Origin of the sequence: Nocardia sp. NPDC050630 (assembly GCF_044457245.1) — a bacterium.
GTDB lineage: Bacteria > Actinomycetota > Actinomycetes > Mycobacteriales > Mycobacteriaceae > Nocardia.
The window spans coordinates 73,440-96,579 of the sequence record NZ_JBITGN010000007.1 but is presented as its reverse complement, the minus strand read 5'-3'; the positions used below and the strand labels follow the sequence as shown (position 1 = coordinate 96,579).

Annotated in this window: 21 protein-coding genes and 1 pseudogene; 14 read left to right on the top strand and 8 right to left on the bottom strand. The window is 65.7% G+C overall.

Features of this window, described 5'->3' with window-relative positions:
* The 8 genes and pseudogenes from ACIBG0_RS19600 to ACIBG0_RS19565 form a co-directional block, all read right to left on the bottom strand.
* Entirely contained in the window at positions 1-1,497 is a 1,497-nt protein-coding gene (locus ACIBG0_RS19600) for a sensor histidine kinase (protein ID WP_397034260.1), read from the bottom strand.
* Positions 1,498-1,529: 32 nt separating this feature from the next.
* A pseudogene (locus ACIBG0_RS19595) lies at positions 1,530-1,832 on the bottom strand (response regulator); the annotation flags it as partial.
* 70 nt (positions 1,833-1,902) lie between these two features.
* Positions 1,903-3,501, bottom strand: coding sequence for an NTF2-like N-terminal transpeptidase domain-containing protein (locus ACIBG0_RS19590; RefSeq protein WP_397034258.1), 1,599 nt, complete (start codon positions 3,499-3,501; stop codon positions 1,903-1,905).
* A gap of 261 nt (positions 3,502-3,762) precedes the next feature.
* On the bottom strand, positions 3,763-4,140 hold the full coding sequence (locus tag ACIBG0_RS19585) for a VOC family protein (RefSeq protein WP_397034256.1): 378 nt from the start codon (positions 4,138-4,140) through the stop codon (positions 3,763-3,765).
* 92 nt (positions 4,141-4,232) lie between these two features.
* Positions 4,233-4,931 (bottom strand): helix-turn-helix transcriptional regulator, encoded by a 699-nt coding sequence (locus ACIBG0_RS19580; protein ID WP_397034254.1) that lies wholly within the window; start codon positions 4,929-4,931, stop codon positions 4,233-4,235.
* A 135-nt stretch (positions 4,932-5,066) separates the two neighbouring features.
* Positions 5,067-5,675, bottom strand: coding sequence for a hypothetical protein (locus ACIBG0_RS19575; protein WP_397034252.1), 609 nt, complete (start codon positions 5,673-5,675; stop codon positions 5,067-5,069).
* Positions 5,676-5,828: 153 nt separating this feature from the next.
* The gene (locus ACIBG0_RS19570; RefSeq protein WP_397034250.1) at positions 5,829-6,653 is read right to left on the bottom strand and encodes an alpha/beta fold hydrolase; all 825 of its coding nucleotides are present in this window, start codon (positions 6,651-6,653) and stop codon (positions 5,829-5,831) included.
* Between the two features lie 8 nt (positions 6,654-6,661).
* Positions 6,662-8,131, bottom strand: a complete 1,470-nt coding sequence (locus tag ACIBG0_RS19565; RefSeq protein WP_397034248.1) for a PucR family transcriptional regulator — start codon at positions 8,129-8,131, stop codon at positions 6,662-6,664.
* Between the two features lie 193 nt (positions 8,132-8,324).
* Here ACIBG0_RS19565 and uraD point away from each other — a divergent pair, with 193 nt between their 5' ends.
* The 14 genes from uraD to ACIBG0_RS19495 all read left to right on the top strand — a co-directional run bounded on the left by uraD (position 8,325) and on the right by ACIBG0_RS19495 (position 23,105).
* Positions 8,325-8,837 carry a 2-oxo-4-hydroxy-4-carboxy-5-ureidoimidazoline decarboxylase gene (uraD, locus tag ACIBG0_RS19560; RefSeq protein ID WP_397034246.1) on the top strand — a complete coding sequence of 171 codons (513 nt, stop codon included), beginning with the start codon at positions 8,325-8,327 and terminating at the stop codon, positions 8,835-8,837.
* A complete protein-coding gene (uraH, locus tag ACIBG0_RS19555; RefSeq protein WP_397034244.1) occupies positions 8,834-9,133 on the top strand; it encodes a hydroxyisourate hydrolase in 300 nt (99 codons plus the stop codon). Before uraD ends, uraH begins: the two co-directional genes overlap by 4 nt.
* Positions 9,134-9,136: 3 nt before the next feature.
* Positions 9,137-10,012, top strand: coding sequence for a factor-independent urate hydroxylase (gene pucL / locus ACIBG0_RS19550; RefSeq protein WP_397034242.1), 876 nt, complete (start codon positions 9,137-9,139; stop codon positions 10,010-10,012).
* 2 nt (positions 10,013-10,014) lie between these two features.
* Entirely contained in the window at positions 10,015-10,890 is an 876-nt protein-coding gene (locus ACIBG0_RS19545) for an FAD binding domain-containing protein (protein ID WP_397034240.1), read from the top strand.
* On the top strand, positions 10,890-11,360 hold the full coding sequence (locus ACIBG0_RS19540) for a (2Fe-2S)-binding protein (RefSeq protein ID WP_397034238.1): 471 nt from the start codon (positions 10,890-10,892) through the stop codon (positions 11,358-11,360). Before ACIBG0_RS19545 ends, ACIBG0_RS19540 begins: the two co-directional genes overlap by 1 nt.
* On the top strand, positions 11,357-12,700 hold the full coding sequence (locus ACIBG0_RS19535; RefSeq protein ID WP_397034237.1) for an 8-oxoguanine deaminase: 1,344 nt from the start codon (positions 11,357-11,359) through the stop codon (positions 12,698-12,700). Before ACIBG0_RS19540 ends, ACIBG0_RS19535 begins: the two co-directional genes overlap by 4 nt.
* Positions 12,700-15,033: a xanthine dehydrogenase family protein molybdopterin-binding subunit gene (locus tag ACIBG0_RS19530; RefSeq protein ID WP_397034235.1), complete on the top strand. Its 2,334-nt coding sequence runs from the start codon at positions 12,700-12,702 to the stop codon at positions 15,031-15,033. Before ACIBG0_RS19535 ends, ACIBG0_RS19530 begins: the two co-directional genes overlap by 1 nt.
* Positions 15,034-15,166: 133 nt before the next feature.
* Complete coding sequence (locus ACIBG0_RS19525; RefSeq protein ID WP_397034233.1) at positions 15,167-16,609, top strand: NCS2 family permease; 1,443 nt, start codon at positions 15,167-15,169, stop codon at positions 16,607-16,609.
* A gap of 4 nt (positions 16,610-16,613) precedes the next feature.
* Positions 16,614-17,681, top strand: coding sequence for an XdhC family protein (locus tag ACIBG0_RS19520; protein WP_397034231.1), 1,068 nt, complete (start codon positions 16,614-16,616; stop codon positions 17,679-17,681).
* A gap of 168 nt (positions 17,682-17,849) precedes the next feature.
* Positions 17,850-18,230 (top strand): gamma-glutamylcyclotransferase, encoded by a 381-nt coding sequence (locus tag ACIBG0_RS19515; RefSeq protein WP_397034229.1) that lies wholly within the window; start codon positions 17,850-17,852, stop codon positions 18,228-18,230.
* Positions 18,227-19,027 (top strand): hydroxypyruvate isomerase family protein, encoded by an 801-nt coding sequence (locus tag ACIBG0_RS19510; protein ID WP_397034228.1) that lies wholly within the window; start codon positions 18,227-18,229, stop codon positions 19,025-19,027. The genes ACIBG0_RS19515 and ACIBG0_RS19510 overlap by 4 nt, the downstream gene beginning before the upstream one ends.
* A complete protein-coding gene (locus tag ACIBG0_RS19505) occupies positions 19,024-19,950 on the top strand; it encodes an NAD(P)-dependent oxidoreductase (RefSeq protein WP_397034227.1) in 927 nt (308 codons plus the stop codon). The genes ACIBG0_RS19510 and ACIBG0_RS19505 overlap by 4 nt, the downstream gene beginning before the upstream one ends.
* A 2-nt stretch (positions 19,951-19,952) precedes the next feature.
* Entirely contained in the window at positions 19,953-21,728 is a 1,776-nt protein-coding gene (gene gcl / locus ACIBG0_RS19500) for a glyoxylate carboligase (protein WP_397034225.1), read from the top strand.
* Between the two features lie 6 nt (positions 21,729-21,734).
* A complete protein-coding gene (locus ACIBG0_RS19495; protein WP_397034224.1) occupies positions 21,735-23,105 on the top strand; it encodes a glycerate kinase in 1,371 nt (456 codons plus the stop codon).
* Positions 23,106-23,140 lie beyond the last annotated feature (35 nt).

Sequence of the window (23,140 nt, the reverse complement as noted above, 5' to 3'; positions counted from 1 at the left end):
CTACCGGGCGGGCATCGCACGCGGCAGTATCACCGTGAAGGTCGCGCCGTTGCCCGGTTGGCTGTCCACACTCACCCGACCACCGTGGGCCGCAACAAGGGCCTGCACGATCGATAGCCCCAAACCCGTTCCGCCACTGGCCCGGGTGCGCGAGTCATCGGTGCGATAGAACCGTTCGAAGACTCGGGCGGCGGCCTCCGGCGTCAGGCCGGGGCCGGTGTCGATGACGTCGATGCGCACGTCATCGGCGGATGGGGTGAGCCGCACGGTGATCGCGGCGGTGGCCGGAGTGTGGGCCAGCGCATTGCCGAGCAGATTGGCCAGCACCTGACGCAAACGCGCCTCGTCGCCGGTCACATCCATGGTGCCGACGCCCGAACAGACCTCCAGCGTGATCGGGCGTTGCGGTTGCTGCCGCGCCGCCATGGCCTGCGCATTGTGTACCGCATCGCCCGCGAGCGTCAGCAGATCGACTTGACTGCGGTCGAGTGGGCGTTTGGCATCCACGCGCGCGAGCATGAGCAGGTCCTCGACCAGTAGGCCCATGCGCTCGGCCTCGGCCTCGATGCGGCCGACCACCATGGACGCATCCGTGCTCGCGCCTTGCCGGTAGAGCTCGGCGAAACCGCGAATCGTGGTGAGCGGGGTGCGCAATTCGTGGCTGGCGTCGGCAATGAACTGGCGCATGCGTCGTTCGGAGCGTCGGGCGTCTTCTTCGGAGGCCTCGGTGGCTGCGACGCCGTGCTGGATCTGGGCGAGCATCGCGTTCAGCGATCGCGCCAACCGATCGACCTCGGTATCGACACCACGCACCGGAACGCGTCGGTGCAGGTCGCCGCCCGCGATCGCCGCCGCGGTCTGCTCGACAGTGCGCAGCGGCCGCAGACTGCGTCGCACGACGAAATACCCGACCACCCCGAGCGCGATCAGCGCGGCCGCTCCGGTGCCGAGTTCGAAGTAGATCAATCGCGATACCGTCTCCTGGTTATCGGTGAGCGGCAGCGCGATGGTCGTCGAGCCGTATTGGTTGCTGGTGGTCAGGGCACGCCACCGCACCTCGGATCCGTCGGTCGAGCCGACGGTTGTGGGGACCGATGCCGATCGCCCGTCGATATCCGGTGTGGTACCGACGCTCGCGACGGTGACCGAGGTGCCCGGATAGATCTGTCCGTCGGGGCCTTGGTGCAACTCGTAGAAGCGGCGAGGTTGATCGGTGAACAGTCGAGGTGTCGGCGCCTGCGGCAGATCGGCCGGCACCCACACCGTCGCACCGTCATTCGTGCGGACCTGCTTCATCTCGCGTGGCTGGGCCCAGGAGCGGGCGGCATCGTAGAGCTGCTCGTCGGTGCGCGCGGTCAGCGACCGGCTCAACGCGGAGGTCACCGCGAAACCGGTGGAGACCAGCACCATTGCCGCCAGGAAAACCAGGGCGACAACAAGTCCAACGCGCAGCGGGATGGCCGAGACCCGCCGGGTGAGTGATTCGCGCAGTCTCATATCCGACTCGGCTGCGGTGCGCGCAGCACATAGCCGACGCTGCGCCCGGTGAATTTGTCGTCGACATCGTCGCGAGCGGACAGGAACGGCACCGGCGCATCGACCCCGTCCGCGCGTAGCCGCCGCGACAGCCCGAAATCGTCCATGCCCGGCATCATCACGTTTACGATCAGCGCATCCGGCCGGAACCAGCGTGCTTTGTTCAGCCCGTCCGTCCCGCTGATCGCCGGGACCACCTCGAACCCCTGGAATCGCAGACCGACCGCAAGGAGCTCGACCATCATCGGCTCATCGTCGATGACGGGAATGCGCGCTTCCGGCTCTGCTCTGCTCATTCCATAAGCGTGACCCGCGGAGCAAGGCCAGAGCTCGAGACAAGCTGGGTGTTGGCTGTGAGCTGTGGGCCTATTCGAGATCCGGATGGAAAATGCGTTCCGCCGCGTTCCGAACGGTGGTGCTGCTGTCCGGATCCTCGACGTGGAGTGCGAAGGCCAACTCGCCGGTATTGGCGAGCAGCCAGCCCTGCCCGCCAGCGGTGGTGACATATCCGCCGCCGGCGATCAGCCCGCGCAGTTGGTCGACCACCGCGGCGGGCAGCGGACTCGATCCGGCTGAAGTCCTCGCCGGGCGTCCGACTTCGATCATCGGTGGAGTGATGCGCCCATTGGCGATGGCGGCGGTGAGGATCGCCATGCCGTAGGCGCTGGCCTGGATCTCGCTCGCCCGGCCGCCGCGTCGGACCTCGTCGGTGCCCGGGGCCGGGATTCGCGAACTCACCTTGTCCAGACCCGTCAGCTCGAAGTCGACGCCGAGCCCGAGCGTGCGGGCGGTCTGGCCGATCTCGTCGAGAGATACGTTCTGCGGCGGTTTGTGCGCGCTGGTGGCCGCGGCCGTGCGCAGTAGTTCGGTAATGCCGCCGATCGGGGCGAGCCCGGCGAAGGCCACCGGTTGGTCCGTGCTTGCCGCATTGTTCTCGGCGGCGGCGACAATGGCTCCGGTCGCGGGCCGGATCGCGACGACGGCGGCCGGATTCCCGAGATAATTCACCGCGTTCTGGGCGGCGCGTTGCCAGTACGGATCCAGCGTGGAGGCCACGTCCGGCGCCGGTGTGCCCTGCTGTCCAGCGATATTGGCGACCGGAAGTCCGTCGGGTCCCGATAGCTGCACCGCCCAACCTGCGGTTCTATCCCGGTTGTCCTGCCACACCGTGCGCAGCGCGTCGAACATGGGGGATTGAATTCGGCGGTCGGCGGAGATCAGCCGTGGCTGCGGCTGCACGACCACCCCGGGAATCGGTGTGATGTCCGGTTCGAGCACCGCGAAGTCGTCCTGCCGCAGATTCACCGCGACGACCGGTTGACCTTTGGCGGCGGCGAGTTGCGCTCGCAAGGAAGCCCCGGTGATCAGCGGGGCGATCGGTTCGATGGCTTTGGCCAACGCGTCGGTGGTGGCGACCGGATCGGTGATGCGGGGGGGATCGAGCCGGACCACGGCGATGATCTGCTCGGTCATCAACATTTGCCCGAGACCGTCTTTCACCACCGGTGGCGGCGTTGGGTAGGCCTTCACCAGGTTGACTGTGCGGGTGTTGTCCAGTTGCGGCATAGCGATGGTGGGCTCCCAGGAGATGCGCCATCCGGTCGCCAACTTTCGTACCGTGCCCTGCGCGTCATATGTCCAGTTTCGATCGGGTCCGAATGTCCACGCGCCCTGCAGTGCGAAGATTCCCTCCGCGGTATCCAATGCGATGAATTGCGATAGCCGGAAGTCCGGAGCACCGGGGCCGAGCCCTTGGAATATCTGTCGCAGCGATGCGGCGGCATTGGTCGGTTGGGTGGTCAATTTCGCGGCCTTATCCGCATCCCGCTTGTTCAGCAGCTCGGTGAACTCTTCGACCGCGGCCCGCGCGCCGTCCGGATACTCCTCGAACGAACAGGCACAGCCGCTCAGCGCCACTGCGAGGATCAGTGCGCCCAGTGCGGCCGACCAACGTGTGCGATTCATAGGCGGCCCGACGCCATGACCCGGGGAAATGCTCATCGGGATCCTCGATTCTCGAGTCCAACCGCGATTGATGGTCGTCAGCATCCGATAGGGCAGCGCAATGGTCTTCGAGGCTAGCCCGCGCATTCGGCAGCCATCCATTCGATAAATCGGATAGCTGCCGAATTGCGATGGACTCGAGATGTGGTCTTATTTTGGCTCCCCGCAACAAAGTTCGAGCCGACCGGGGGACCTCGGCCGATGGTCGAGGTCCCCGTCGGATCACGACTGCGGCGGTGGGCTGAAGACGCCGAAGTCGTTTCCGGAAGTGTCGCGGATGTGCGCGAAGACGAGACCATCCTTGCCGGTGACCGGCGGGACCGATACCTTTCCGCCCAGCTTTTCGGCGGCGGCGACCGTGGCCGCCACGTCCGGTACGAGTACGAAGAAGGTCGCGTGATTGGCCGAGGCGTCGGGGGTGTGCGCGATGCCGCCGCTCGGTGTCTCGCTCGCGGGGTAGCTGACCAAGTCGTAGCTGTCGGCATTCGGATCCGCGGCGAAGCTCCAGCCGAACAGCTCGCCGTAGAACTTCGCGACCTCTTGCGGTTTATCGCTGCCGACCTGGAACCAGGCAACCGTGTTGAAAGGGGGAGTGCTCACCGTGTCTTCTCCTCGCGATCGGGTATGTGTCTTGTGTTGCCCGATCACGATCACCCGGCGCGGCGACAACCCCCTGTCGGTGTTTGGTCATCTCACAGCGCGACGGTCCGGAGTTCGCAATCCTTCGGAATATCGGTTGGGTTGAGCGGGCGCGGCAACATCGGGGTATCGGTCATGGTCACCGCGCGAATGCGGTCCAGCCGGAAGCAGCGTGACTCCGCGCGTAAGCGGCACCATGCGATGAGATACCAGCCGTGCGATCCATTGAGGAATGCCGTCGGCTCCACGTCCCGCTCGCTGACCGCGCCGAAGCGGTCCGAATAGCTGATGCGTAGCACCCGTCCCGCCTCGATCGACTGCCCGATGACCGACGGAATCGCTGGGACGGGTTGCGCATCAACCGGTTCCAGTAATCGAACGCGCGCGGCGAGGTCGCGGGCGGCGGTCGCATTGCGCTCCGACATCACCCCGAGAATCTTGCGCAATGCGCTGCGCCCGGCTTGGTCGAAAGGTGTCGCCTCGCTGCGCGCCAAGGCCACGGCGAGCGCGACCGCCTCGGCCGCGGTGAAGTTGAGCGGCGGTAGCGACATGCTTTTCTCCAACGCGTACCCGCCGCGCCTGCCGACATCCGCGTAGATCGGAATACTCGCCTGCTGCAGTGCCGCGATATCGCGCTCGATCGTTCGAATGCTCACCTCATAACGCTGCGCCAACTCTCGGGCGGTCCGCATCCGTGGCGCCACCGCCCGCAATTCCTCGACGATCGCATATAGCCGATCCGTACGGTTCACGCCGCCACGCTAGCGCCGACCACCGACATCCAATTGTCTTGGCGGGATGTGGCTATCGGTCGAGGTGTCGCATAGCCAGTGAGCGCCGCGCACGGTGACTTGTGCGCGGGCGTTACTGGTATCCGACCGGTCGGGTCAGCGCTTGTTCGAGACCAGCCTCGGTTCGTGTAGGTCGAAGTATTCGACTTCGCCCATGAGTTGGCTTTCCTCCTCGAACAGGGCGCGCAGATCGTCTGGGATCTCCACCTTTTCGTGGGCGCGTGCTTCGGCTTCGGAGGTGAAGTAGACGGCCTCGACGTAACCGTCGCTGCCATATGTCGCCAAGGTACCGCCGAGAATTTCGGGGCGCAGTTCGTGGATGCGCTCGGTGCCTTCGGCGAGCAGTTCGCGCATGCGGCGCGGATTGCGAGTGTGGCCCTCCATGATCTGGACGAACCCGGCCTGATCCGAGCCACCGCCCAGCCACTGCGTCACCTCTGGGCAATCCATGAACTGCACCGGTCCGTCGAAGCACTGTTCGGTCTCGGCCCACCACTTGGCCTGTTCCGGCCGCTGGCTATTGCGCCGCGCCGCTTCTTCGGATTCGAACCTCGCCAATGCGATGAACGTCCCGTCGTTGCACAACCCGCTGGTCGTCCCGAGATAACCGACGGCTCCCGGCTGCAATTCCTCGTTCCACTTATCCATACACCGACGCAGCCGATCGGCGTCGGCGACCTTTCCCTGAATAACTTGGATGAACATCGAGTCCTCCTGGTATGGAGTGAGCACTCCGCTCTGTCGCGAGGCTGACGCGTCGTGGTCCACCGAGGGTGCTCGGACCGCACGGCCCGCGAACGCGGCCACCGCACAGCTAATAGTTCGCCCCGGCACAGCCGTACGCAAGACCGGTGCGAATCAGCGTGCTTCGGCGCAGTTGGCCAGGAAGGTTTCGACCAACTGATTGACGACCTCGGGGACTTCGGCCGCGGCGAGGTGCGCGGCATCCTCGATAACCGCGAGCTCCGCGCCGGGAATCGACCGGGCCATGGTCTCGAGTTCGGGCACCGGAAAGGTGCGATCTTCGCGGCCGCCGACGACCAGCGTGGGGCAGGTGATCGCGGCGAAGCGGTCGCGCTGATCCGATCGCTCGATCACGACGGATCGGACGGCATGAGCGACCGACTTCGGATCATTGCGGCGAGCGGTTTCCAGGACCCGGCGCACGACATCGGGGCGCGTGGCTTCGGTAGTCGGTCCGAGGAAGGCGCGCACGACCGATCGAGTGAGCGGCGGGCGGATGCCGCGCAGGATTCCGATGAGGACCAGCAGCGCCGCGTACTGGAGTTTCTGACCGGTCGGGGCCGGTGAGGCCGTGCCGTTCATCAAGATCGCGGACCGGATGCGGTCCGGAAATTCGGCGGCGAAGGTGCCGCCGATCATCGCGCCCCATGAATTTCCGATGAAGTGGGTCCGCGGCAATTCGAGGTGGTCGAGGATGTCGACCACACAGCCCGCGCAGTCGTCGAAGGTGAAGCCGCGGGTCAGTGGAGTGGATTTTCCGTGACCGGGTGGGTCCACCGCAATGGTCAGGTAATTCTCGGCGAAGTGGGCGACCTGAGCGTCCCAGAGACCGGCGTCCATCAGCAGGCTGGGCCACATCATGAGCGGATCACCGTGCCCGGTTGTGACGACGTGCAGGGTTCCGAGCCGAGTCGGGATGTATAGATCCGTGCTGTCCATGGGTTCCTTCAGCGGAGTGCGAGGGCGAGGAAGAAGTCGACGCGATCTTCGAGGCGAGATAGATCGCGGCCGGTGAGTTCCTCGATCCGTTGGATACGGTAGCGCAGGGTATTCACGTGAACGTGAAGTAGCTCAGCGCATTTGGTCCACGAGCCGGAGACCTGGAGGAAGGTTTCCAAGGTGTGCACGAGCTCGGCGCGGTTTTCCTGGTCGTAGCTGCTCAACGGGTCGAGCAGGCGCAGGCGGAACATACGGCGGACTTCGTCGGGCACGCTGGCCAGCAGGAGCATATGGGTGGCCAGCTCGTCGTGGCCGACGACGCTGGTGGGGGCAGGACGGTCGGCGGCCAGACGGCGGGCATAGCGGGCTTCTTCGACGGCGCCGCGCAGGCCTTCGCCGTCGACGATGCCGCTGACACCGATCGATAGATGAGCACCCTGCAGTCCGGGCTCCAAAGCGTTGACGGCGTGGTGGATTTCGCCGATCACCGAGCCGTCCGCGGGAATCAAAGCGATGACTTCACCGTCGACCACACCTGCGGCAGGCCCTTTGCCGTAGAGGATTTCGCGGAGTAGGACGCGTAATTCGCCGGGGCGCAAGGCATCTGCGCCAGCGGCCACCGCGATATAGGTTTCCGCTGGGCCGAGGCCGGTCAGTTCCAGGCGGGAAATGATCTCGGCGGGTTTGGCATCGGAGACGATCAGTTCGATCAGTTCCTGGGCGAGGCGGCCCTCGGCGCTCTGGCGATCGTCGAGGCGGGCGCGTTCGAGTGATACGACCGCGGCCAGCTCACCGGTCAGGGCGCGACGTTCTTCCGGCCAATCCTTGAAATCGCCTTCGAAGACCAGGAACCAGTCGGCGGCGCGTGAGGTGCTGTGCTCGTCGACGGCGAACAGTGAGTAGCGCGCCTTCTCGTGGGTCAGCACATGGGGGAGGCGGCGAGCGTTCAGGAAAGCGGCGGTGACCGCGACCGGCGGTGCTGTGGCTGGCCCGGCCACCACTCGTCCGGTGGACGCGACGACCCAGCAGCGCATGCCGAGGTCACGTTCGATGAGCTCCAGCACCGAGCCGAGTCCGGTACCCGAGACGAGCTGGCGGTGCCGGTCGAGGATGGCGGTCAGGTCGGCGGCGCGCCCGGTGGAAAGATTGCGGGTCAATGTCTCGGTGACCTGAGCGAATGCGACATCCTCCCGGACGCGGAACAGCGGTATCCGATGCCGCTGACAGGCCTCGATGACATCGGGCGGCGCGCCGCCGTAACGGGCGTCGCCGGCGGCGAGTCCGGCGACTCCGGCCTGGGCAAGGGCGCGCACGAAGGTCTCGCTGTCCGTCGGGGCGAGCCGCCATTGCAGCCCGGTCAGCACCAGCTCGCCGCCGGAGAGATAGCGACTCGGATCAAGCATGTCGGTGGTCACTACCCAGCGCACGAAACGGTCGAGCTCTGCTTCGCCGGTGACGAGCTCGAGACCGAGATTCATGGTCAGAAGTGATCTAAGTCGCACAGTTGCCGAGGCTAACAGCCCAGCTCGCGCCTACCCGGTGGACGCTTTGGATATTCACACAAACGAGGCTGTGTGAACTGGCGCACACTTCGGATTTCTGGGTCCTAGCAGCGCGGATGACCGGCGGGTGTACTTACTCCCAGCACAAACAAGCTCGATGGGAGATCGGATGTCCGGTGAGATCGGATGGCTCAATGCGCTGCCTCCGGAGCAGGCCGAGGCGGAACTGCTGAGCTGCTGCGCCTCACACGTCTGGGCGCAGAAGGTGGCGGCGCACCGGCCCTACGTGGACAGCACGAGCCTGATGGCCGCCGCGGTCGCCGGGATACGTGAGTTGAGTTGGCCCGATATCGAGGAGGCGCTGTCGGCGCATCCGCGCATCGGCGATCGGGCGAAGGCGGGCACGCCCGAGCGCGAGGCCACGTGGTCCGCCGGTGAGCAATCCGGCACGGCGGGGGCGGACCAGCGGACTCTCGATGACATCGCCGCCGCGAACCTGGCCTATGAGCAGCGGTTCGGACATGTCTTCCTGATCCGCGCCGCGGGCCGCACCGCCGAGCAGATCCGGGCCGAACTGCGCAGGCGACTGGCGAATACCGCCGAGGGGGAACGTGTCGCGACGCAACGCGAACTCGCCGATATCACCCGGCTCCGGATCCGAAAACTGTTGGAGGACAGGTGAGTCTGTCCACCCATGTGCTGGATGCGGCATCGGGTCGTCCGGCGGCGGGGCTGGCGGTGCGACTGGAAAAGGCCGACGGCACCGTGCTCGCCGAGCGTCGCACCGACGACGACGGGCGCCTCGAGGATCTGCCCGCACTCGAAACCGGGGTGCACCGTCTGATTTTCGAAACCGGTGACTTCAGTCCGTTCTACCCGTCGGTGACCATCGACTTCCTGGTCACCGACCCAGCCGAGCACTACCACGTGCCGCTGCTGCTCAGTCCCTATTCCTACTCGACCTACCGAGGTAGCTGAACCATGTCGATCAAGCTCGGGCCGAATAGATACGGCAAAGCGGAAAACCGGGTCGTCCGGGTGACGAAAACCGGTGGTGTCCATGAGATCCGGGATCTGAACGTCGGTGTTGCGTTATCCGGTGACATGGACGAGGTCCACCTGACCGGTGACAACGCGACGGTCCTGCCGACCGACACCCAGAAGAACACCGTATTCGCCTTCGCCAAGGAATACGGCGTCACCTCGCCGGAAGCGTTCGGGCTTTTGCTGGCACGGCATTTCGTCGATTCCCAGCCACCCATCCATCACGCGCGGGTCTGCCTGGAGGAGTACGCCTGGGAGCGCATCGTGGTCGGACCCGGCGATAAGCAGTATTCGTTCGTACGCTCCGGCCAGGAGACCCGCACTTCGCGGGTGCACTACGACGGCGAAAGCACCTGGGTGGTCTCGGGTTTGACGGGTCTGGTGGTACTCAACTCCACCGGCTCGGAATTCCACGGCTACATCAAGGACAAGTACACGACGCTGCAGGAGGCCTACGACCGCGTACTGGCCACCGAGGTCAATGCGGAGTGGCGCTTCGCGAGCGAACCGAGTGACTGGGACAAGGCCTACCGTGCGGTCCGCGGCGCGCTGCTCGAGGCATTCGCCGACACCTACAGCTACTCGCTGCAGCAGACGCTGTACGCCATGGGCGACCGGGTGATCGGCGCGGTCCCCGAGGTGTGCGAGGTCCGGCTGTCGCTGCCCAATAAGCACCATTTCGTGGTGGATCTGTCCGGCTTCGGACTGGAGAACGACAACGAGGTGTTCTTCGCCGCCGACCGCCCCTACGGCCTGATCGAGGGCACCGTACTCACCGAGGACGCCCCCGCGGCCGGACCGGCATGGGAGTGACGATGGATTTCCTACGACCCGATTCCTGGACCGAGGCGCTCGAGCTCAAGGCCGCCAATCCGGAGGCCAAACCCATCCAGGGCGGCACCGATGTCATGGTCGAGATGAACTTCGACCACGGCCGTCCGGTGGCACTGCTCGATCTCAACCGCTGTCGTGAACTCTTCGATTACTCGACCGAGCCCGACGGCTGGATCCGGATCGGTGCTGGCGTCCCGTACGTGCGCATCATCAACCGACTCGACCACCAACTGCCCGGTCTGGCTCAGGCCTCGCGCACGGTCGGTTCGCCGCAGATCCGCAATCGCGGCACGATCGGCGGCAATCTCGGCGGGGCGTCCCCGGCCGGTGACGCCCATCCCGCGCTGTTGGCAGGCAATGCGGTGATCGAGGTCGAGTCGGCCGCGCGCGGTACCCGGCTCATCCCGATCGATGACTTCTACGTGTGGGTAAAGAAGAACGCCCTGGAGCCCGACGAGCTGATCCGCGCCATCCGGCTCGAACCCGCCACCGGGCCGCAATACTTCTCCAAGGTCGGCACGCGCAATGCCATGGTGATCGCGGTCTGCGCATTCTCGATCGCATTGCATCCCAACACCCGCACTGTCGGCACCGGCATCGGATCCGCCGGTCCAACGCCGCTGCGCGCGACGCCCGCCGAGCAGTTCCTCGCCGATGCGCTGGACTGGGATGACCCGGCTCCGTTGCCATTCGATGTGGTCCGCGACTTCGGTGCGCTGGTCTCGGCCGCGGCCGAGCCGATCGATGACGTTCGAGGCACGGCGGAATACCGCAAACACGCCCTGACGGTGCTGGCTCGCCGCACCCTGTCCTGGGCCTGGACGGACTACCTGGCAGAAAGAAGGAGGGCGGCCTGATGCGTGTGACCTTCGACGTGAACGGCTCGCAAGAGACCGTCGACAATGTGTGGGAGGGCGAGAGCCTCCTCTATATGCTGCGCGAGCGGATGGGCCTGCCCGGCTCCAAGAACGCCTGTGAGCAAGGCGAATGTGGTTCGTGCACAGTCTATTTGGACGGTACACCGGTGTGTTCCTGTTTGGTGGCCGCGGGTCAGGTGCAGGATCGCTCGGTGCGTACCGTCGAGGGCTTGGCCAACGGCGCGAAACTCGACCCGATGCAAGAAGCCTTCGTCGAGGCCGGTGCGGTCCAATGTGGTTTCTGCACACCGGGTCTCATCGTGCAGGCACACGATCTCATCGAACGCAATCCCGATCCCTCCGATGTGGAGATCCGCGAAGCGCTCGCCGGAAATCTCTGCCGCTGTACCGGATACGAGAAGATCCTCGACGCGGTGCGACTGGCCGCGGCACGGAAGGCGGGCCGATGAAGACTCTCATCGAGAACGCCTATATCGCACCGGTTGTCGGTGACGAGATCGCGTCCGGATATGTCGTCATCTCCGAGGGCCGCATCGTTGCCCTCGGCGCGGGACCGGCACCGATCGTACCGGGAGCCGAAAAGATCGACGGCACCGGCTGTTTGGTGACCCCGGGCCTGGTCAATACCCACCACCATCTCTACCAGTGGGCGAGTCAGGGCCTGTTCCAGGATTCCACCCTGTTCGAATGGCTGACCGGTCTCTACCGCACCTGGGCGCGCATGGACGCCGACGTCGTCTACGGCGCGGCCGCCGCGGGTTTGGGCTGGTTGGCACTGACCGGCTGCACCACCAGCAGCGACCACCACTACATCTTCCCGAAGGGGCGCGGCGACCTCTTCGAGGCCGAGGTGCGCGCGGCGAGCGAGATCGGCCTGCGCTTCCACCCGTGCCGCGGGTCCATGGACCGCGGGCAGAAGGACGGCGGTCTGCCGCCGGACGAGGTGGTCGAGAGCAGAGACGAAATCCTTGCTCACACCGCCGAAGTCATCGACAAATACCACGATCCATCGTTCGAATCGATGCTGCGGGTCGCCGTCGCGCCGTGTTCGCCGTTCTCGGTGAGCGAAGGTCTGATGATCGATTCCGCGACGCTGGCACGCGCCAAAAATGTTCGGCTGCATACCCATCTCGCCGAAACGCTCGATGAGGAAGAGCACTGCATCGAACAGCTGGGCTGCACCCCGGTCGAATACATGGAAAAGCTGGGCTGGCTCGGCGAGGATGTCTGGTTCGCGCACGCGGTGCACCTGCACGACGCCGATATCCGACGCTTCGCTGAAACGGGTAGCGGCTCGGCGCATTGCCCCAGCTCCAACGCCCGGCTCGGCGCGGGTATCGCTCGTGTCAGCGATCTGGTCGCCGCCGGTGCTCCGGTCGGTATCGGCGTCGACGGTGCGGCGTCGAGCGAATTGACCTCGTTGGCTGGGGAGATGCGTCAGGCCATGTTGTTCCAGCGCGCGGTGCACGGCCCTACCGCCTTCACCGCGCGCCAGGCGCTCGAGATCGGCACCCTGGGCGGAGCCCGTAATCTGGGCCGTCACAACGAGATCGGCAGTATCGAACCCGGCAAACTCGCCGACCTCGCCATCTGGCGGGTCGACGGCTTCCGCTCGGCGATCGAGGATCCGGTCTGCTCCTTGGTTTTCGGACCAACACCGCCGCTGGCCAGGCTGCTCGTCGGTGGGCGCACCGTCGTGGAGAACGATGAATTGCGCACTGTAGCCCAGGATGTCGTCGGCCGGGCCGGTGACGCGGCCCGTAAGCGGCTCATGCGACAGGAGGCATGATGACTGTCCCACGGACCACCCGTTTTCCGAAAGAGGTTGCCGCGCCGGGTAAAGGCGGCGTCGGGGAGAGCCCGTTGCGCCCCGACGGCACCCTGAAGGTCAAAGGCGAGTTCGCCTATGCCTCCGATCTCTGGATGGACGGCATGCTCTGGGGTGCGACGCTGCGCAGCCCGCATCCGCGCGCGATCATTCGCGAGATCGATATCGCGCCCGCACTGGCCATGACCGGTGTGCACGCCGTACTCACCCATGAGGATGTGCCGGGCCGCAAGATGTACGGGCTCGACCACACCTGGGATCAGCCGGTGCTGGCCATCGGCGAAGTCCGTCATCACGGTGAGCCCATCGCCCTGGTCGCCGCCGACCACCCCGAGATCGCTCGACGCGCCATCGACGCCATCGAAATCGATTGGGAGGTACTGGAACCCATCACCGATCCAATGGCGGTGCTCTCGGCCCCGAAACGGCTCGCGGTGCAGGAGCGTGGCGGTATCGCCCGGCACCAGCCGGTGCGCGTCGGCGATATCACCGTGGGCCGTGCGCTGGCCACCGTGGTGGTCACCGAAGAATACGAGGTCGGCATTCAGGACCAGGCATTCCTCGGGCCCGAATCCGGCCTGGTGATACCGGCCGAGGACGGCGGGCTCGACTTCTATGTCGCCACCCAGTGGATGCACAACGATCTGTCCCAGATCGGGCCGTGTCTCGGCCTGGCCGAGGACCGGATCCGCATGACCATGGCCGGTGTCGGCGGTGCCTTCGGTGGCCGCGAGGACCTGTCCATGCAGATCCACGCGGGCATGCTGGCCATGCGCACCGGCAAGCCCATCAAGATGATGTACAACCGCGAGGAGTCGTTCTTCGGGCATGTGCACCGACACCCGGCGAAGATGCTCTACGAATACGGTGCCAACGATGCCGGAAAACTCACCTACGCAAAGGTTCTCATCGTCCTCGACGGTGGCGCGTATACCTCGGCGACGCTGAATGTCACCGGTAACGCGTCCTCGCTCGCGGTGGGGCCGTACGAGATTCCGCATATCGAGATCGACGCCTACGGCGTCTACACCAATAACCCGCCGTGCGGCGCGATGCGCGGATTCGGCGCGGTACAGGCCTGTTTCGCACACGAGTCGATGATGGACAAGGTCGCCGAGGCGTTGGATCTGGATCCGGTGCACGTGCGCCAGATCAATGCGGTGTCACAGGGCTCCAAGCTGGCGACCGGTCGGGTGCTGCACGCACCGACGCCGATGGCCGAAATGCTCGGGCAGCTACGCGATATGCCGATGCCCCCGGAACTGGATGCCTCGGATATCCGGAACCTGCCCGGCGGCGCGTCGCAGACCACGCACGGCGAGGGCGTGGTGCGAGGTGTCGGCTACGGCGTCGGTATCAAGAACATCTGCTTCTCCGAAGCCTTCGACGACTACTCGACGGCGCGGGTGCGACTGGAAGTCATTGCGGGAGAACCGGTTGCGTTGGTGCACACCGCTGCCGCCGAGGTCGGCCAGGGTCTGGTGACGGTCGAGGCGCAGATCGCGCGCACCGAACTCGGCATCGAGCGGGTCACCATTCACCCGGCCGACAACCAGGTCGGCGACTCGGGTTCATCGTCGGCCTCACGGCAGACCTACATGACCGGTGGCGCGGTGAAGGCGGCTTGTGCGGCCGTGCGCCAGCGCGTACTCGCCCTTGCCCAGGCCGAGTTCGGTGCCTCCTCGGGACTGCGGCTGGTCGGCGGCAAGGTGGTTTCGCGCACGGGGGAGGTGCTCGCGGCGATCGTCGATGTCCTGGATGAGGGGGTTATCGAAGAGACCAGCGAGTACCACCACCGGCCCACCACGGGCATGGATCCGATTACAGGACAGGGCAATAGCCACACCCAGCTGGCCCTCTGCGTACACCGCGCGGTGGTGGACGTGGACACTGACCTCGGCCTGGTCAAGGTCGTCTCCCTGGACGCGGTCCAGGACGTGGGCAAGATCATGAACCGCCTGTCCCTGGAGGGCCAGATCCACGGCGGCTCGGTCCAGGGGCTCGGCCTGGCGGTCATGGAGGAAATCCAGGTTAAAGACGGTAAGGTGCGCAACCCCTCCTTCACCGACTACCTGATCCCGACGATTCTCGATACGCCGTCACAGCGGCTGGAGATTCTGGAGAATGCCGATCCGCACGCCCCCTACGGGCTGCGCGGCGCCGGAGAGCCGCCCACGCTCTCCGCTACCCCCGCGATCGCCGCGGCGATCCGTGACGCCTGCCGATCACGGGGTGGAACCGTGCACATCAACCGAGTGCCGGTGCGACCGGAAGACATCATCCGGAGCAGTTGATCAACAGGAGCAGCCGGTTCCATTGAACCGGACGGACTCCACAACAGCAGTACCCGAACCGTGCGTTCCGGCCGGAGTCCGAAAGGGCAGCCGCCGGACCGTAGGTCGGCTACGCCCCGAGGAGGGCACGCCAATGACCCAGATTCAGACCAAGCCCAGCACACCGGGGCCGGTGACCGGAAGGTCTGCGCTCGACCGGTTCTTCCGGCTGAGCGAACGCCGAACCACCGTTTCCCGCGAGATTCGTGGCGGCATTACCACTTTCGTTGCCATGGCCTACGTCATCCTCTTGGTGCCGTTGATTCTCGGCGGCGTCGCGGATGTCAACGGTGACAAGCTGAGCATCGCTCAACTCACCACGGCCACCGCATTTTCCGCAGGACTGAGCACCATCCTGATGGGTGTCGCGGGCAATGTGCCGTTGGCGCTCGCCGCCGGACTCGGTGTGGTTCCGGTGGTCGCCTTCCAGGCGGCACCGCATATGACCTGGCCGCAGACCATGGGTTTGGTCGTGCTGATGGGCGTGATCATCGTGGTGCTGGCCGCGACCGGGCTGCGGACGATGATCATCAATGCCATCCCGCTCGGTCTCAAGAATGCGATCGGCGTCGGAATCGGCATGTTCATCGCGATGATCGGACTGGTCTCGGCCGGGGTGGTCGGACACGGCGCGCAGACCGGTCCGCCCGTCACCCTCGGGGCGGGCGGTCACCTATCAGGTTGGCCCGTGGTGATTTTCGCGGTCGGTCTGCTGGTGATGCTGGCGCTGTTCATCCGCAAGGTGCCCGGTGCGATCCTGATCAGCATCGCCATCTCGACGGTGCTCGCCATTAGCGTCAACGCGCTGGCGAAGATCGACCCGCAGACATGGGGTCCGGTGGTGCCGGAGAAGCCGAAGGGATTCCTCGCCGCACCCGACTTCGGGTTGGCCCTGAATATCGACCTCTTCGGCGGATTCGCCGAGGCGGGCGGGCTGGTCGCCGGAGTCGTGCTGTTCACCCTGGTGCTGACCGGATTCTTCGACGCCATGGGAACGGTTTTCGGCGTCTGTGACGAAGCCGGACTGCTCGATGACCAGGGCACCATGCCGGGTATCGGCAAGGTCCTGACCATCGACGGTATCTCCCAGGTCATCGGTGGTATCAGCGGTGGGGCCGGAAATACCGTCTATGTCGAATCCGCGACGGGTGTCGGTGAGGGCGCCCGCACCGGACTGACCAGCCTGGTCACCGGTGGATTGTTCTGCCTCGCGGTATTTTTCACCCCGCTCGCGGCCGTGGTGCCGATCCAGGCCGCCGCACCGGCGCTGGTGATCGTCGGTCCGCTGATGATGACCCAGGCCCGCAAGATCGATTGGAACGATCTGGAGGTGGCGGTGCCCGCCTTCCTGACGATCGTGCTGATGCCGTTTACCTACTCGATCACCAACGGTGTCGGCGCGGGCCTGATCGCATACGTGGTGATCAAGCTGGCGCGCGGCAAATTCCGGGAAGTCCACTGGCTGATCGGAGTGGTGAGCCTCGTGTTCGCCGGATACTTCGGTATCTCGGCCATCGAACTACTCCTCGGCGGATAGCACCATGCGCGACCTCACGGCAGAACTGCGGAAATGGCATGCGGGGGAGAAGGATTACGCCGTGGCCACCGTTATCGGCGTCACCGGAAGCGCCCCTCGGCCGCCCGGCGCGGCGCTGGCGGTCGACGCCGACGGCATTGTCATCGGCAGTATTTCCGGTGGCTGCGTCGAGGGCGCGGTCTACGAACTCTGCCGTGAGGTGCTGCGCACCGGACGGCCGGTGCGCGAAACCTTCGGATACAGCGATGATGACGCCTTCGCGGTCGGACTGACCTGCGGCGGCGAACTCGAGATCTTCGTCCAGCGGATCACCGCGGTCGAGCGGGTCGCCGTCGAGGCGATCCTGCGCACCGACGAGGCGGTGGCACTGGTACGGGATCTGAGAACCGGTACGGCCACGGCGATCGGGTCCTGGTGGACGGTCGGCGCCGCCTTGGACGAGATGGTCATGGCCGAGGCCAGGGCGATGCTCGATACCGGCGCGACCGGTGTGCGCGAGATCGGCTGTGGTGTCGGGGCGGTCACGGTCTTCGTGGAATCGTATGCACCGCCACCGCGCATGATCGTCTTCGGCGCAATAGATTTCGCGGCCGCCGTCGCCAGGATCGGCCGCTTCCTCGGATACCACGTCACGGTCTGCGATGCCCGCCCGGTATTCGCCACACGCGCCCGTTTTCCGGAGGCCGATGAGATCGTTGTGCAGTGGCCGGACCGCTATCTCGCACGCACGCAGGTCGATTCGCGCACGGTGCTGTGTGTGCTCACCCATGATGCCAAATTCGATATCCCGCTGCTCGAGGTGGCGCTGCGCCTGCCGGTGGCCTATGTGGGCGCGATGGGTTCCCGTCGCACCCATGAGGAGCGCATGGCCGGTCTGCGCGCCGCAGGTGTGACGGAATCCGAACTGGCCCACCTACATTCGCCGATCGGTTTGGATCTCGGCGCGCGGACCGCGGAGGAGACCGCGGTATCCATTGCCGCCGAGATCGTCGCGGTGCGCCGTGGCGGCTCGGCCCAACCGCTCACCGCCACCGGCGGACCGATCCACCGGGACCTGCTGCCCGTCTGGTGAGCCGTGCATCGCCATCCCGGTACGCGGGGAGCGCGGTTTCGGTAAGAGGCTGGAGCATCCTACGAAATCGACTTCGGGATATCCGATCGGCTTCGGGCTAATCGCCGCTATTCCGGCAGTGCCGCCGGGTCACATAATTGACGAAATTGCGAACAAAGGATTCACCGAATGCCGTTGATATTTCTGAATGGTTCCGCCATGCGCGGCGAACCGCTCAATCATCTGCTGGACGGCGCGCCTTTCGCCGGTGCAGTGAAAACCGCGCCGCGCTACCGTTTCTATTCGGTGGGCGATCGGTTCCCGGGTCTGGATCCCGTCGCCGACGGCGGCGATTCGATCTCCGGCGAACTCTTCGATATCCCCATGGAAGTGCTGCGACAGCGGCTGCTACCTGCCGAACCACCCGAACTCGAACTCGGCGCCATCGAACTCGAGGACGGCCGTTCGGTCCTGTCGATGCTGCTGCGCCGCGCGCCTACCTCGTATCCGGAGCTGATCGATATCACCGCCATCGGCAGCTGGAAGAAATACCGTCAAGGAGCTGAATGAGTAAGCAGGCCGGGGGCCTCGCGTTCCCGAAATTCGATGTCAATTGCTCGATCCTGTTCACCGACCTCCCGCTGCTCGAACGCCCCGCCGCGGCAAAGCGGGCCGGATTCGACGCGGTCGAATTCTGGTGGCCGTTCGGCGAGAATCCGACGCCGGACGATAAGGAGATCGACGCGTTCGTGGGCGCGATCCGCGATGCCGGTGTGGAATTGATCGGTCTGAACTTCATCGACCTGATCCCGGCTGGTCGTGGGCTGATCTCGGTTCCGAGTGAGGTCACCCGGTTCCGCGACAATATCGATGTCGCCGTCGGTATCGCCGAAGAAACCGGCTGCCGCGCGTTGAACGCCCTGTACGGCAATCGCATCGAGGGTGAGAGTCCGGAGAAACAGGACGAACTCGCACTGGAGAACCTGAGTTCGGCTGCGCAGGCGGCCGGTGCCATCGGTGCCACGGTCTTGTTAGAGGCGCTCAATTCCTTTGAATCGCCGGACTATCCGATAGTGAGCGCGGCACACGCCGTGCAGGTCATCGAGCAGACCGGTGAACCGAACGTGCGTTTCCTGTGCGATTTGTACCACCTGGCCCGCATGGGCGAGGACCTGCATTCGGTGATCCGCACACACGCGGCGCAGCTGGGCCACGTCCAGGTCGCCGACAATCCGGGCCGTGGCCGACCCGGCACCGGCGGACTCGATTTCGCCGCGCTCTTCGAAACCCTGGCCGAGAGCGGCTACGACGGCTGGATCGGCCTCGAATACAAAGACCCCGAGCTGGATTGGAAGTGGATGAAATGACTGCAGCATCGCGTAGCGATTCCGTGCGGGGTGACGGTCGGGCGACCGGTGGGCGCAAGATCGGTTTTATCGGCCTGGGGATCATGGGCGCCCCGATGGCGGGTCACCTCGTCGCCGCCGGGCACGAGGTGACCGGTTACGACATCGGTCCGACCGGACTCGAGAAGCTGAAGGCCGCGGGCGGTTCGGCCGCTTCCGGTGTGGGGGAAGCGGTGCGGGACTCCGACATCGTCATCACGATGTTGCCGCAGGACGAGCACGTCGAGGCCGTCTTCGCCGACGTGCTGGTGCACGCCGCGCCCGGCACGCTGTACATCGACTTCTCCACTATCACGCCCAAGACCGCTCGCTGGATCGCCGAGAAGGGCGCGGACAATGGCCTGCGGGTCCTCGACGCTCCGGTCTCCGGCGGTGAGCCGGGCGCGATCAATGCCGGGCTATCGATCATGGTCGGCGGTAACCAGGACGACTTCGCCGCGGCAACACCGATTTTCGAGACGGTCGGCAAGACCTTCGCCCTCGTGGGACCCAACGGTGCCGGTCAGGTGGTCAAGGCCGCCAACCAGCTCGTCGTCGGCGGCACCTACGCCCTGATAGCCGAGGCGATCCTGCTGATGGAGAATCTGGGCGCGAATGCCGAAAAGGGCCTGGACGTGCTAGCGGGCGGACTCGCGGGCAGCAAGATCCTCGAACTCAAGCGTGCGTCCATGCTGCAGCGCGACTTCGAGCCCGGCTTCCGAATCGACCTGCACCACAAGGATATGGGCATCATCCTGCAGGCCGCCCGCGACGCCGGGGTATCGATCCCGTTGGGTGCGCTGACCGCGCAGTTGATCGCCGCCGCCCGTGCGATGGGTCACGGCTCACTGGACCACTCGGGGCTGCTGAAGGTGACCGAAGCGCTGTCGGGCCGGGAGTACTGACCATGGCACGCATGCGCACCGTGGACGCCGCGGTTCTGATTCTCGAAAAAGAAGGCGCGACACAGGCATTCGGCCTGCCGGGTGCCGCGATCAACCCCTTCTACAGCGCGATGCGCGCACACGGCGGTATCAAGCATGTGCTGGCCCGCCACGTCGAGGCCGCCTCGCATATGGCCGAGGGATACACCAGGGCGGCGGCGGGCAATATCGGCGTCTGCATCGGCACCTCGGGGCCTGCGGGCACCGATATGATCACCGGGCTGTATTCCGCCAGCGCGGATTCGATTCCGATCCTCTGCATCACCGGTCAGGCTCCGGTGGCCAAGCTGCACAAGGAGGACTTCCAGGCCGTCGATATCGCCGCTATCGCCGCACCGGTAAGCAAATGGGCGGTAACGGTGCTCGAGCCCGCACAGGTACCGGGGACCTTCCAGAAAGCTTTCCGGTTGATGCGGGAGGGGCGGCCGGGTCCGGTCCTGATCGATCTGCCGATCGATGTGCAGCTCGCCGAAATCGAGTTCGACATCGAGACATACGAGCCGCTGACGGTGCACCGCCCGGCCGCGACGCGGGCGCAGGCGGTCAAGGCCATCGAGATGTTGAATGCGGCGCAGCGGCCGCTGATCGTCGCGGGTGGCGGCATCGTGAATGCCGATGCCGCCGCGCTGCTGGTCGAATTCGCCGAACTCACCGGTGTTCCGGTGGTGCCGACACTGATGGGCTGGGGCACCATTCCCGACGATCACACGCTGCACGCGGGCATGGTCGGCCTGCAGACCTCACATCGGTACGGCAATGCCACCCTGCTCGAATCCGATTTCGTGCTCGGCATCGGAAACCGTTGGGCCAACCGGCACACCGGCGGTGTGGACACCTACACCAAGGACCGCACCTTCGTGCACGTCGATATCGAGCCGACCCAGATCGGTCGCGTATTCGCCCCGGATTACGGGATCACCTCCGATGCGGGTGCCGCCCTGCGCGTCTTCGTCGAGGTCGCGCGCGAACTCGATGCGGCCGGGCGGCTGCCCGATCGTAGTGTGTGGGCCGAGCAGTGCCGCAACCGCAAACACGTGGGGCTGCGCAAGACGCACTTCGACGATATGCCGATCAAGCCCCAGCGCGTCTACGAGGAGATGAACAAGGCGTTCGGGCCCGATGTGCGCTACGTCAGCACCATCGGTCTGTCGCAGATCCAGGCGGCGCAGCTGCTGCATGTCTACCGGCCGCGGCACTGGATCAACGCGGGCCAGGCCGGACCGCTCGGCTGGACCGTACCCGCGGCCATCGGTGTCGCGACGGCCGAGCCCGAAGCAACCGTGGTCGCGCTCTCGGGTGACTACGACTTCCAGTTCCTCATCGAGGAATTGGCCGTCGGCGCGCAGTTCAATATCCCGTATATCCATGTGGTGGTGAACAATTCGTATCTGGGCCTGATCCGTCAGGCGCAGCGCGCATTCGACATGGACTACTACGTGCAGCTCGCCTTCGACAATATCAACAGCCCGGAGCTCGCTGGCTACGGCGTCGATCACGTCAAGGTCGCCGAAGGCCTTGGCTGCAAGGCGATTCGGGTACTCGATCCGGCATGGATCGGTTCGGCCCTCGATGAGGCGAAGAAGCTGGTGACCGAATTTCGGGTGCCGGTGATCGTCGAGGTCATCCTCGAACGGGTGACGAATGTGTCAATGGGACTCGAGATCGACAATATCGTCGAATTCGAGGAACTCGCACAGTCCGCGGCCGACGTCCCGACCGCGACCGCGCGACTGGACTGAGCCGCGATGACTCGAGTCCTGATCGCATCCGACAAATTCAAGGGGTCGCTGACCGCCGCGCAGGTCGGTGCCGCTGTCCGCGCCGGTATCCACCGCATCCGGCCTTGTGCCGAGGTGGCGGTGGTGCCGATCGCCGACGGCGGGGACGGCACCGTCGCCGCCGCAATGGCCGCGGGTTTCGAGGCGGTCCTGGTGACCGCGTCCGGACCCACCGGCGAACCGGTGTGCACGGCGTATGCCCGTCGCGACGATATCGCCGTGGTGGAACTGGCCGACGTATCCGGGCTGGTGCGACTACCGGGTGGGAAGTTCGCACCGCTGACGGCCACCAGCCGTGGGACCGGCGAGGTCATCGCCGCGGCCACCGATGCGGGCTGCCGACGGGTGGTGCTCGGCATCGGCGGCAGTGCGGGTACCGATGGCGGTGCCGGGCTACTCGCGGCGCTCGGGGCCCGTCTGCTCGATGCCGACGGGGCTGAAATCGGTGACGGTGGTGCGGCATTGGCGCGGCTGCACACGATCGACCTTGCGGCGGTGCGGGAACGGCTCGCCGGGGTCGAGATCACCGTCGCATGTGATGTGGACAATCCCCTCACCGGTCCGCGCGGTGCGGCCGCCGTCTACGGTCCGCAAAAGGGAGCCAACGGTGACCAAGTGGCGGAGCTGGATTCGGCGCTCACCCACTGGGCGGATTGCGTCGCGGCCGCGACCGGCACCGATCTGCGCGATCGTGCGGGTGCCGGTGCGGCGGGCGGGGTCGGATTCGCGGCCGTCGCGGTGCTCAGTGCTCGGCTGTGTCCCGGGATCGAATTGGTTTTGCAGCTGGTCCGTTTCGCGGAACGGGTGGCCGATGCGGATCTGGTGGTGACCGGGGAGGGCGCGCTCGACGAGCAGACCCTGTACGGCAAGGCTCCCGCTGGCGTCGCTACGGCTGCCGGGTTCTCGGGTGTGCCAGTCGTCGCCGTCTGTGGCCGGAATACGTTGCCCGCCAACCGATTGCATGAGGCTGGGTTCTCCGCCGCATATGCACTAGCCGATATCGAACCCGATATCGCGCGCTGCTTCGCGGAGGTCGAACTGCTGCTCGAACGGCTGGGTATGCGGATCGCCGCCGAACACCTGCCGCCGGATCACACGGCGGAGCGACCGTCTGCCGAACACCTGCCGCCAGATCTCTCGACTGAGCAGCCCTCTGTTGGGCACCTGTCGTCGGAGGTCGCTTCGGATCAGGTGCCTACCGGCCCCGCTGCTGGGGCGGCCAGGGCGGAGCGGTCCTCTGCTGTGCACCGGTTGCCGGAGGTCGCTACGGACCAGGTGCCTGCGGGCCACGCCGCCGGGGTGGCATCTGCGGAGCGCAGTGTCGCGGACGGCCGATGACATTGTCGCGGCTACCTACCGAAATAGTTGCGGCG